Here is an 11,409-nt window from a genome sequence, read left to right on the forward strand (position 1 = left end):
GTGGGGGGTGGGGGCCCGGACCCGGGACCGGGTACCGTGACCGACGAATCCGAAGGCAGGTACGTCGGTGAAGGAGTCCCGGTGACGCAGAGCGGACAGGGCGGCGAGCAACGCCGGCCGGTGGAACCGGCGCCCGGGGCCGAACCGTGGGCCCCGCCCCCGGGCCACGTCGTGGGCCCGGGCTACGAGGGCCCCGGCACCCCCCACGGCTACGGCTACCCACCCCTCCCCGACGCCGTCACCCAGTACATTCCCCCCGTGCCGGCGGCTCCCGGTGGGTCTCCTGCCGAGGCCGCCACGCAGTACATACCGCCGGTGCCGGCGGCTCCCGGTGGGTCTCCTGCCGAGGCCGCCACGCAGTACATACCGCCGGTGCCGGCCGGCCCCGGTGACTACGACGCCCTGTTCCGGAGCGAAGGCGGGCATACGCAGGTGTTGCCGCCCATCGTCGAGCCGGTCGCGGTGCCGCCGGCCCGGCAGGGGGCGGTGGCGTACGAGCAGGACGAGGGGGCCCGGCGGCCGTCGCCGGTCGTGATCGCGGCGGCCGTGTTCGGGCTGGCCGTGGTCGGGCTCGGGGTCGGGACGTTGCTGGGGGACGGGAAGGCGGGCAACGACGACCCCGCCGCGGCGGCGGGCACGCCCGCCCCGGCCGGTTCGGCCTCCGCACCGGCCTCGTCCGCGGCCGAGGCCCCGGTGGACCCGGCCCGGGCCCAGGCCGTCCAGCTGGACAAGCTGCTCGGGGACAGCAACGACAGCCGGTCCACGGTGATCGACGCCGTGGAGAACATCAAGAGCTGCAAGAGCCTCGACGACTCCGCGTCCAGCCTGCGGGAGGCCGCGCGGCAGCGCGGGGAGATGGTCACGCGGCTCAACGAGCTGAAGATCGACAAGCTCCAGAACAGCACCCAGCTCGCCGCCTCCCTGACCAAGGCCTGGCAGTCCTCGGCCGCCGCCGACAACCACTACGCGGCCTGGGCCGAGGAGCTGGACGACCGGAAGAAGGACTGCAAGGGCGGTCACGCCCGGCCCACCGGTCACACGGTCGACGCCAACAAGGCCAGTGGCGAGGCCACCCGGGCCAAGGAGACGGCCGCGACCCTGTGGAACAAGATCGCGGCCCAGTACGGACTGACCCCCCGGGACAAGGCGCAGCTGTAGCGGCGCGTCAGGCGCGGGGGGCCGCCTCCAGGGTCTGGGTCATGTCCATCGTCGGCAGGTCGCCGGGCTGGGCGACCAGCCGGCCGGCCTGGACGGCCTGGAAGCTGACCCGGGCGTTGACCAGGCGCGGGTAGCCGCCGACCGCGCGCAGGTCCTGGAAGCGCCAGCGCAGGTCGGGGGTGAGGCCCCCGGTGCTGACGCCCTCGGAGCGGTTCAGCGCCCGGGCCACGTTGCGCGCGGTGACGTCCTCGCCGCCGAGCTGCTTCACGATCCCGCTCAGCACGGTGTACGCGATCCAGGTGGTCTGGGTGCCGTCGTCGGCGGGGTCCGCGCCGTCCTCGCCGAAGGCGTACTCGGCCACGACCTTGCGCATCTGCTCCCACAGCGGGTCCGTGGCCACCGGGTACCAGCCGGTGACCAGCGCGCCCTCGAACGGACTCTCCTTGCCGCCGGTCCGGTCCACCAGCGCCTGGCTGACGCTGCCGAGCACCGAGGCGATCTGGGGCCTCTTCTGGGTCTGGTCGACGCGGCGGAAGGAGTCGAAGAACGTCTCGGTGCGGGCGCCGAGCACGGCCGTGACGCAGCCCTTGCCGCGGTCCTTGGTCCGGCCGGTCTCGACCAGGGCCTCGCGGGCCTGGGGTCCGTAGTCGCCGGCGTCCTCGGCGGCCCGGATGTCGGAGGCCTCGACCTGGCGGGTCGCCTTCAGCCCGGCGTTGAGCAGCACCGGCATGGAGTCGCCGGCGAGGGTGTCGGGGCGGACCAGGGCGACCTGGTCGCAGGCCCGGGCGAGCTGGTGCCCGGCGCCGGCGAGCAGGGCGGGCTGGCCGCCGTTCACGGGGAAGGACAGGGTGCTCTGGAACTCCTCGGGGGAGACCCCGTAGCCGCCGATGAAGGGGATGCCGGCGGCCTCCAGCGGGGCCATGAAGGCGCGGCCGTGCTGGCTGTAGGAGCCGACCACGGCGACGGCCTTCTCGGAGACGGCCTTGCGGGCGCAGTCCGCGGCGCCGGAGGCGGTGTTGTGCTCGTTGCAGGTCACGACGCGGAGCTTGTGCCCGTTGATGCCGCCCTTGCTGTTGACCCAGCGCTCGTAGGCGCGGGCCATGGAGGTCATGCCCCCCATGTTGGTGGCCTTCGTACCTTCCGGGGCGAAGGTGACGACCGTGAGGGTGTTCCCGGAGCCCCCCGATCCGGGAAGGGTGCCGCATCCGGCGAGGAGACACGCACCCGTCGCCGTGGCCAGCAGGGATCGAAGTCGAGTCGTGCGTCGCCTTTCGGTCATGGATCTGCACCATTCCGCGCCGCCGGTAACGGCGGTGCGGGGAGTTCACAACATCCCGTGACCGGAAGGTGAACATCCGGGGCTGTCAAGATCGTGTCAGAGTGGGAACGTACGATCGAAAGCGTGACATTCGTCCAAGCTTCGAATAACCCTTCCCGCCGCAGCCGTCGCTCCTCCACCATGGGCGGCATGCCCCTCAACGACATGCCGTGGTGGCGCTGGCGCAGCAATGTGCGCTCGGCGCTGCACATGCTTTCCGATCCGGTGTTCCAGGAGGACACCTGGCTGGCCGGCGCCGAGGGTTACGGGGACGTCACCGATGCCGTGTACCGGCTCGTGGAGGACACCTGGCTCGACAGCTGGTCCGCCGAGAAGTACGTCGGCACGATCTTCCGGGACTCCCAGGAGGCCGCCCTCGTCGACGTCGCCGTCCTGCGCGTGCTGCGGATCCTGCACCAGGTGGGCCCGGACGCGCCCGTCTCGGCGTACCTGGACCACCACGGCTGGCCCGAGGCGGTCCGCGCCGCCCGGGAGGCGCACGTACGGCTGGCCACGGCCGACGGGGACGACCCCGAGGCCCGCCCGCGGTCCCTCGAAGTGCTGAGGATCCTGACCCGCTCGGTGTGAAAGGCTGTGGGGTCATGAGCGCAGACCCGCAGCCCCAGTCGCACCAGTACGTCCTGACCCTCTCCTGCCCGGACAAGCAGGGCATCGTGCACGCCGTGTCGAGCTACCTGTTCATGACCGGCTGCAACATCGAGGACAGCCAGCAGTTCGGTGACCACGACACCGGGCTGTTCTTCATGCGGGTCCACTTCTCGGCGGACGAGCCGGTCACCCTGGAGAAGCTGCGCGCGAGCTTCGCCGCGATCGGCGACTCGTTCCGCATGGACTGGCAGATCCACCGGTCCGACGAGCGGATGCGCATCGTGCTGATGGTCTCGAAGTTCGGCCACTGCCTCAACGACCTGCTGTTCCGCTCCCGGATCGGGGCGCTGCCGGTGGAGATCGCGGCGGTGGTGTCCAACCACACGGACTTCGCGGAGCTGGTCGCCTCCTACGACATCCCGTTCCACCACATTCCGGTCACCCGGGACACCAAGGCGGAGGCCGAGGCGGCCCTGCTGGAGCTGGTGCGCTCCGAGAACGTGGAACTGGTCGTCCTGGCCCGTTACATGCAGGTGCTCTCCGACGCCCTCTGCAAGGAGCTCAGCGGCCGGATCATCAACATCCACCACTCCTTCCTGCCGAGCTTCAAGGGCGCCAAGCCCTACCACCAGGCGCACGCGCGCGGCGTGAAGCTGATCGGTGCCACGGCCCACTACGTGACGGCCGACCTCGACGAGGGCCCGATCATCGAGCAGGAGGTCGAGCGGGTCGGCCACGACGTCACCCCCGACCAGCTGGTGGCCATCGGCCGCGACGTGGAGTGCCAGGCCCTGGCCCGCGCGGTGAAGTGGCACAGCGAGCACCGGGTCCTGCTCAACGGCTCCCGCACGGTCGTCTTCGCGTAGCACGCGGCGCGCAGCCCGTGCGGTGCCCGGGCGGGTCGTACGGCCGCCCGGGCACCGGCCTCACGGCCGGGTGATCACAGCCGGCTGAGGGAGGCCGCCGCGTACAGCACGTCACGGATGGCCTCGCGGTCGCCGTGCTGGCCGGCCGCCGCCTCGTCGGGGGCGATGTGGCCGGCGGCGAGCTGGCAGAACTCCAGCCCGTCCAGGGCGATCTCCGCCACCGTCCGGTCCGCCGAGGTGGCCGCCGCCGGCGAGTCCAGCGCGATGTCCCAGCTCCCGCCGCCCGACCCCTCGATCTCCAGGTGCAGGGTCCGGCCGGGCGCGCCCGCCGCGACCAGCTCCTGCGCCGGGGCGGCGAGCCCGCCCCGGCGGCGTACGGCGAGGGCCATGGGCAGCAGCCGGGCCGCCAGGTCGATCATCCGGTGCAGGTGGGCGCCGGACGGCGGCTCGTACGGATAGTCCACGGCCTCGGCGATGTCCCACGCGTGCACCCAGCACTCGAAGGCCCGCTCCAGGAACGCGTCGCCCAGCGGCAGCGAGAAGTCGCCGTAGGCCACGCTCAGGTCGCCCACCCCGCGGCCGGCGAACGACACCGTCCGCACCAGGGTGTGGCCCTGTTCCCGCCACGGCTCGCGCACCTGCCGGGTGACCGGGTACGGCGACGAGGACCAGAACTGCTCGGTGCGCGCCGTCGGGTCGCTGCCCGCGTACGCCCCGAGCGGGTCGGCCAGGCCCAGCGCGGTCGCGACGAGCCCGTCCACGGTCAGCAGATGGCCGATGACGCCCGCCACGGTGGTCCGGCGCGAGGTGCGCCGTTCCTCCTCGAACCATTTCAGCCGCACCGGGGTGTGCCACTCCGAGTCGCCGAAGTCCTGCAGCAGTGCGTCCAGCCGGGCCGTCTCGGTGTCGTAAGGCGTCGCCCACACCGGCACCGGGATCCGCGCCGGACGCTTGCCCAGGCAGTCCTCCAGCACCCGCGAGCGCAGCAGCGGCTTGAGGTCGAGGCTCTCCTCGGGGTGCAGCAGCGCGACCGCGTCCCGCAGCCGCAGGGCCTCCTCCGCGCAGGGCGCGCACTCGGTGAGGTGGTCCTCGACGGCCTGGGTCTCCTCCACCGAGCACGCGGACAGCGCCCACGCGCCCAGCAGGGACTTCAGCACGGCGTGCGTGGGCGGGGCCGGGGCGGGCGGGGGAGCGGGCAGCACGGCCCAGTCGTCCGCCGCCGCGCGCGGTCCAGGTATCCGGGCGCCCCGGGCCGGTACCTCGAAGTCGTCGTCGGGGGAGTCCGGGAACTCGGCGGGGTCGTTCATCGAGAACTTCCGTATCCGGGCGGTGCGGTGTCCTCGTGCGGGAGGACGTTGGCGGTCGACAGCAGCTGGAGTCCGAGGCGCAGCCGGCGGCGGGCCTCGTCCTCGCTGATCTGGAGGTCGGCGGCGGCCTGGCGGTAGTCGCGCCGCTTGAAGTAGGCCAGTTCCAGTGCGGCCCGCAGCGGAGCCGGCATGGAGGTGACGATGAAGTCGGCGCGGGCGGCGGCGTTGGCGGTGGCCACCTTGCGCTCCAGGTCCTCGCGCGAGCCGCGGCCCAGTTCGGCCTGGCGCAGCCGGGCCACCGCCTGGCCCTGGGTGATGCGGGCCACCCAGGAGCGCATGGAGCCCTGCTTGGGGTCGTAGGCGTCGGGGTTCTCCCAGATGTATCCGAACACCTCGCGGGTGATCCGGTCCGCCGCGGTCTCGTCGCCCAGCACCCGGTGCGCGAGGCTGTGCACCAGGGAGGCGAAGCGGTCGTACAGCTCTCCGAGCGCGGCGGCCTCGCCGCGGGCGAGGCGTTGTTGCATGCGGCGGTCCCAGCGCGGTGGTACGTCCTTAGGCATCGTGCCCCCAGCCGTGTGTCGACCCAACGAATGTAGTGGGCACATGGGCCTTCGCGCCTGTTTTGGGGGAACCTCCCCCCGGACGTGAACGCCCCGTGCTAGCGCGGGTACTCCGGGTCGGGGCCGCGGGGCGGGACGCGCCCCGCCGCGCTCCTCGTGCGCGGGTTCGATGCGGCCACCCCCTTGCCGTCTTTCCTTAACGTCCAGGCCACCGAAGCCGTACGCTTCGGCCTGTCTTGATCTGAACCCACCGCACATGTGAAGGCGGAAGCCGAAGATGGACAGCGCAGAATACGAGCGCAAGATCGCCGCCCGATTCGCCACCTTCGACCAGGACGGCAACGGATACATCGACCGGGAGGACTTCAGCGCCGCCGCGCGGGCGGTGCTGGCCGAATTCGGTACCACGGCCCGCTCCGAGCACGGCCAGGCCGTGTTCAACGGGGCCGAGGCCTTCTGGCAGGGCCTGGCCGGGATCGCCGACGTGGACGGCGACCAGCGGGTGACCCGGGAGGAGTTCGTGACCGGCGCGGTCAAGCGGCTGCGGGACAACCCGCAGGGCTTCGCGGAGATCGCCCGGCCGTTCCTGCACGCGGTGATCGCCGTCGCCTGGGACGGCGCCGGCGCCGGACCGACGCGGGAGGCCACGGCCAGGGTCCTGCGGGTGCTGGGCACCGCGCCGGACCTGGCGGAGGCGGTGGCCCGGTCGCTGGACGCGGATGGGGACGGCCGCATCACGGAACCCGAGTTCCTGACGGCCTTCGCCACGTACTGCGGCGTCGCCCTCCCCGACGCGTAGCACCTCCGGCGCCCCCGACCCGACCCGAAGCCGCGCCCCCAGTGCCGCCTCGCCCGGGCCAGCCCCGGAGCCCGGCCTTCCCGGCGCGCAGGGAGCGGACCTCTGTCCGGGCCAGCCCCGGAGCCCGACCTTCCGGGGGTGCGGGGAACTGACCTTTGTCCGGGCCAGGGCCGGAGCCCGGCCTTCGGGGGGCGCGGGGAACTGCGCGCTCGGCCAGTGACGGTCTGCGGTCGCCGCGGCGGCGGTGGCCCCTGTGGCGGTGTCGCGTGCCGGCGTTGCCGTGGGGGCGTGGGTGGTTTGCGGGCCGCAGGTCGTCCGTGGCCAAGCGCGCAGTTCCTCGCGCCCCTGAAGGGCCTGGGCTTCGCCCTGGGATCGCGGGGGAGTTGGGCTTTGTCCGGGCCAGGCCCGGAGCCCGGCCTGTCAGGGGCGCGGGGAACCGCGCGCTCGGCCAGTGACGGTCTGCGGTCGCCGGGCGGCGGTGGCCCCTGTGGCGGTGTCGCGTGCCGGCGTTGCCGTGGGGGCGTGGGTGGTTTGCGGGCCGCGGGTCGTCCGTGGTTGGTCGCGCAGTTCCTCGCGCCCCTGAAGGGCCTGGGCTTCGCCCTGGGATCCCGGGGGAGTTGGGCTTTGTCCGGGCCAGGGCCGGAGCCCGGCCTTCGGGGGGCGCGGGGAACTGCGCGCTCGGCCAGTGACGGTCTGCGGTCGCCGGGCGGCGGTGACCCCCGCGGCGGTGTCGCGTGCCGGCGTTGCCGTGGGGGCGTGGGTGGTTTGCGGGCCGCAGGTCGTCCGTGGCTGGTCGCGCAGTTCCTCGCGCCCCTGAAGGGCTGGGCTTCGACCGGGCCGAGCGCCCCGGAGGGGCTCCCCTTCGGGGTGGCCCGGCACCTCACCGGTCAGGTGAATTGTTCTCGGAGTTTGTACTTCAGGGTTTTGCGGAGCGTTTCGTTGCGGGGCAGGGACTGGACCAGTTCCAGTTGTTCCGGGAGCTTGTGCGGGGACAGGCCCGCTTCGCGGAGGTGGGACGTGATGTCCGGGAGGGTCAGGGGGGTGGCGCCCGGGGGTTGTTCGACCACCGCGCACACCCGCTCGCCCCGCTCCGCGTCCGGCAGGCCGATCACGGCCGCGTCGGCCACGCCCGGGAGCCGGTGCAGCAGGTCCTCGATCTCCTTGGCCGAGATGTTCTCGCCCTTGCGGATGATGACGTCCTTCAGCCGCCCGGTCAGCACCAGGTGCCCCTGCTCCGTCAGGCGGCCGAGGTCGCCGGTGACCAGGTAGCCCTCGGCGTCGAACGCCTCCGCGGTCTGCGCCGGGTCCAGGTACCCCCGGCACACGGCCTCGCCGCGCAGCCGCACCTCGCCCTCCACGCCGGCCGGCACCGGCTTGCCGTCCGGGTCCGTGATGCGGATCGACATGCCCGCCGGCGGCCGCCCCTCCGTGGTGGCCAGGTGCTCGGCGGTGTCCTCCGGCGAGTTCATGGTGATCATCGGGACCTCGGTCATGCCGTAGCCGTGCGTGAGCTGGCAGCGCAGCTCGCGGACCACCGCGTGGTAGATCTCCGGCGGCTTGGGCGCGCCCCCGCCCGCCAGCAGCCGCAGCGACGGGATCAGCTTCGGGCCCGGTGCCTTGCGCTGCTCGGCCAGGAACATCGCGTAGAAGGCGGTCGAGCCGCCCGCGACGGTGACCCCGTGCCGGCGGTAGGCGGCCAGGGCCTCGGGCAGCGCGAACTTCTCGAACAGCACCGCCGGGAACCCGTACAGCAGCAGCATCACCAGGTAGTCGGGGCCGCCGATGTGCGCGTACGGGAAGGCGATCGAGCCGACGTCGGTGGGCTCCAGGCGCAGCGCGTGGGCCAGGCAGGAACCGCCGGCGAGGAGCGAGCGGTCGGTGTGCAGCACGCCCTTGGGGTCGGAGGTGGTCCCCGAGGTCCAGTAGATCCAGCGGACCGCGGTCCCGTCCGCGGGCGGCTCGGGCAGGACCGCCGGGTCTCCCTCGGGCAGGTCGGCGTAGGCCTCCAGGACGCCGCGCGCGCCGAGCCGGCGGGCCATCTCCGTGTGGTCGAAGCCGCGCCAGGTGCCGGGTACGGCGAAGAACTCGGCGCCGGACGCGCGCAGCGCGAAGTCGACCTCCCGGTCGCGGTAGAAGGGGATCACCGGGGACTGGACCGCGCCGAGCCGGGCGAGGGCGACCGAGAACAGCACCGTCTCGATCCGGGTGGGCAGCTGCCAGGCCACCACCGTGCCGGGCCGCACCCCCCGGTCGTACAGGCCCGCGGCGACCCGCTCGGCGCCGTCGCGCAGTGCCCCGAAGGTCAGGGTGCGGCCGGTGTCCGCGTCGACGAGTGCGGGGGTGTCCGGGCTGAGTGCGGCGCGCCGGTCGACCAGGGACCACAGGGTGGGGGAGCCGCTGAGCTCCTCGGGTGCGGACATCGGGGACACAGGACCTCCAGTGCTGACGGAGCGTCAGATCGACTGGAGAGCGTAGGGCGCTGCCGCTTGTCGGTCCAGGGGTGGCGGGGCTAGCTTATTTCTGACGATCCATCAGAAACGGCCTGTCGCGCCCGCGTCAGGAACCAGGTGAGGGGAATCCATGGAACTGCCCCGGATCATCAGCGTCGACGACCACGTGATCGAACCCGCCCACCTCTTCGACACCTGGCTGCCGGCCAAGTACCGGGACCGCGGCCCCCGAGCCGTCACGGCCGGCATCGGTGAGCTGGCGTACGTCGGCGGCAAGTACCAGATCACCATGGACCCGGACGGCCCCCCGACCGACTGGTGGATCTACGAGGACCTGAAGTTCCCGTACAAGCGCAACATCGCCGCCGTCGGCTTCGACCGCGACGACATGACCTTGGAGGGCATCACCCGCGAGGAGATGCGGCGCGGCTGCTGGGACCCCAAGGCGCGGCTGGCCGACATGGACCTCAACCACGTCGAGGCCTCGCTGTGCTTCCCGACCTTCCCGCGGTTCTGCGGCCAGACCTTCGCCGAGGCCCACGACAAGGAGGTCGCCCTCGCCTGCGTGCGCGCGTACAACGACTGGATGGTCGAGGAGTGGTGCGGCGACAGCGGCGGCCGGCTGATCCCGCTGTGCATCATCCCGCTCTGGGACATCGACCTGGCCGTCGCCGAGATCCGCCGCAACGCCGCCCGCGGGGTCCGGGCCGTCACCTTCTCCGAGATCCCGACCTACCTGGGCCTGCCGTCCATCCACTCCGGCTACTGGGACCCGTTCTTCGCCGTCTGCCAGGAGACCGGGACGGTGGTCAACATGCACATCGGGTCCTCCTCGCAGATGCCCGCCGCCTCTCCGGACGCTCCGCCCGCCGTCCAGGCCTCCTTGAGCTTCAACAACGCGATGGCCTCGATGATGGACTTCCTCTTCAGCGGGGTGCTGGTCCGGTTCCCGCGGCTCAAGCTCGCCTACAGCGAGGGCCAGATGGGCTGGATCCCGTACGCCCTGGAGCGCGCCGACGACGTGTGGCGCGAGCACCGGGCCTGGGGCGGGGTCCGCGACCTGATCCCCGAGCCGCCGTCGACGTACTACTACCGGCAGATCTTCTGCTGCTTCTTCCGCGACAAGCACGGCATCGCCTCGCTCGACGTCGTCGGCCGCGACAACGCCACCTTCGAGACCGACTACCCGCACGTCGACTCCACCTTCCCGCACACCAAGGAGGTCGCCCTCGACCACGTCAAGGGCCTGGACGAGGAGACCGTCCACAAGCTGATGCGGGGCAACGCGATCCGGATGCTCGGCCTGGACCTGGTCTGAGCCGATGGACCTGACGTACACCGAGCAGGAGGAGGAGTTCCGGGCGCGGCTGCGGCAGTGGCTCGCCGGAGCGCTGCCGAAGCTGCCGCCCAAGCCCTCGCCCGACGACTGGCCCGGCCGGCGCGCCCACGACACCGGCTGGCAGCGCGCCCTGTACGAGGCCGGCTACGCCGACCTGCACTGGGACGCCTCGCCCACCCAGCGGCTGATCTTCCTGGAGGAGACCGAGCGGGCCGGGGCGCCGTACGTGGGCGCCAACTTCGTCGGACTGCTGCACGCCGGACCCACCATCGCCGCCGAGGGCACCCCCGAGCAGCGGGACCGCTGGCTGCCGCCGATCCTGCGCGGCGACGAGATCTGGTGCCAGGGCTTCAGCGAGCCGGACGCCGGCTCCGACCTCGCCTCCCTGCGCACCCGGGCGGTGCGCGACGGGGACGCGTACGTGGTCACCGGCTCCAAGATCTGGACCTCGCACGCCGAGGTCGCCGACTGGTGCGAGCTGCTGGTGCGCACCGACCCCGGGGCCCCCAAGCACCGGGGGATCACCTGGCTGGCGCTGCCCATGGACGCGCCCGGGGTGACCGTACGGCCGCTGCGCACGCTCGCCGGGTCCACCGAGTTCGCCGAGGTGTTCCTCGACGAGGTCCGGGTACCGTTGGGCAACCGGGTCGGGGACGAGAACGACGGCTGGCGCGTGACCATGGTGACCCTGTCCTTCGAGCGCGGCACCGCCTTCGTCGGCGAGGTCGTGGCCTGCCGCCGGGTGCTGGGCGAGCTGGCCCGGGCCGCCCGGCGCAGCGGGCGCTGGGACGATCCGGTGCTGCGGCGCCGGCTGGGCCGGCTGCACGCGGAGTTCGGCGCGCTGTGGCGGCTCACCCAGTGGAACGTCAGCGAGGCGCAGCGGGCCCCGGGCGGGGTGCCGGGGGTCGGCGGCTCGGTGTTCAAGCTGCGCTACTCCCACGCCCGTCAGGAGCTGTACGACACCGCCGCCGAGGTGCTCGGCGCGGACGCGCTGGTGCTGGAC

At 72.8% G+C, this 11,409-nt stretch carries 10 protein-coding genes; 6 read left to right on the forward strand and 4 right to left on the reverse strand.

Annotation, left to right across the window (positions count from 1 at the left end; all coding sequences use genetic code 11):
* The first annotated feature begins 81 nt into the window (after positions 1-81).
* Positions 82-1,158: a hypothetical protein gene (locus tag EF918_RS37200; protein ID WP_260610643.1), complete on the forward strand. Its 1,077-nt coding sequence runs from the start codon at positions 82-84 to the stop codon at positions 1,156-1,158.
* Between the two features lie 7 nt (positions 1,159-1,165).
* Here EF918_RS37200 and EF918_RS25180 read toward each other — a convergent pair whose 3' ends face one another.
* Complete coding sequence (locus tag EF918_RS25180; protein WP_125650776.1) at positions 1,166-2,437, reverse strand: ABC transporter substrate-binding protein; 1,272 nt, start codon at positions 2,435-2,437, stop codon at positions 1,166-1,168.
* A 180-nt stretch (positions 2,438-2,617) separates the two neighbouring features.
* Between EF918_RS25180 and EF918_RS25185 the strand changes: the two genes are divergently transcribed.
* On the forward strand, positions 2,618-3,064 hold the full coding sequence (locus EF918_RS25185) for a hypothetical protein (protein WP_125650778.1): 447 nt from the start codon (positions 2,618-2,620) through the stop codon (positions 3,062-3,064).
* A 14-nt stretch (positions 3,065-3,078) separates the two neighbouring features.
* Positions 3,079-3,951 carry a formyltetrahydrofolate deformylase gene (purU, locus tag EF918_RS25190; RefSeq protein ID WP_125650780.1) on the forward strand — a complete coding sequence of 291 codons (873 nt, stop codon included), beginning with the start codon at positions 3,079-3,081 and terminating at the stop codon, positions 3,949-3,951.
* A 74-nt stretch (positions 3,952-4,025) separates the two neighbouring features.
* On the opposite strand, the gene EF918_RS25195 is transcribed toward purU, so the two are convergent.
* Positions 4,026-5,258 carry a zf-HC2 domain-containing protein gene (locus EF918_RS25195; RefSeq protein ID WP_125650782.1) on the reverse strand — a complete coding sequence of 411 codons (1,233 nt, stop codon included), beginning with the start codon at positions 5,256-5,258 and terminating at the stop codon, positions 4,026-4,028.
* A complete protein-coding gene (locus EF918_RS25200; RefSeq protein ID WP_125650784.1) occupies positions 5,255-5,818 on the reverse strand; it encodes a sigma-70 family RNA polymerase sigma factor in 564 nt (187 codons plus the stop codon). Before EF918_RS25200 ends, EF918_RS25195 begins: the two co-directional genes overlap by 4 nt.
* A gap of 277 nt (positions 5,819-6,095) precedes the next feature.
* Between EF918_RS25200 and EF918_RS25205 the strand changes: the two genes are divergently transcribed.
* Positions 6,096-6,617 carry an EF-hand domain-containing protein gene (locus tag EF918_RS25205; protein WP_125650786.1) on the forward strand — a complete coding sequence of 174 codons (522 nt, stop codon included), beginning with the start codon at positions 6,096-6,098 and terminating at the stop codon, positions 6,615-6,617.
* An 887-nt stretch (positions 6,618-7,504) separates the two neighbouring features.
* On the opposite strand, the gene EF918_RS25210 is transcribed toward EF918_RS25205, so the two are convergent.
* Positions 7,505-9,037: a class I adenylate-forming enzyme family protein gene (locus tag EF918_RS25210; protein ID WP_125650788.1), complete on the reverse strand. Its 1,533-nt coding sequence runs from the start codon at positions 9,035-9,037 to the stop codon at positions 7,505-7,507.
* A gap of 160 nt (positions 9,038-9,197) precedes the next feature.
* On the opposite strand from EF918_RS25210, the gene EF918_RS25215 reads away from it, so the two are divergent.
* Both EF918_RS25215 and EF918_RS25220 read left to right on the forward strand, forming a co-directional pair.
* The gene (locus EF918_RS25215; protein ID WP_125650790.1) at positions 9,198-10,385 is read left to right on the forward strand and encodes an amidohydrolase family protein; all 1,188 of its coding nucleotides are present in this window, start codon (positions 9,198-9,200) and stop codon (positions 10,383-10,385) included.
* A 4-nt stretch (positions 10,386-10,389) separates the two neighbouring features.
* Positions 10,390-11,409, forward strand: a 1,020-nt coding sequence (locus EF918_RS25220; RefSeq protein WP_125650792.1) for an acyl-CoA dehydrogenase family protein, incomplete at its 3' end; no start/stop codon positions are given.

The organism is Streptomyces sp. WAC06614 (assembly GCF_003949795.1).
Taxonomy (GTDB): Bacteria; Actinomycetota; Actinomycetes; order Streptomycetales; family Streptomycetaceae; genus Streptomyces.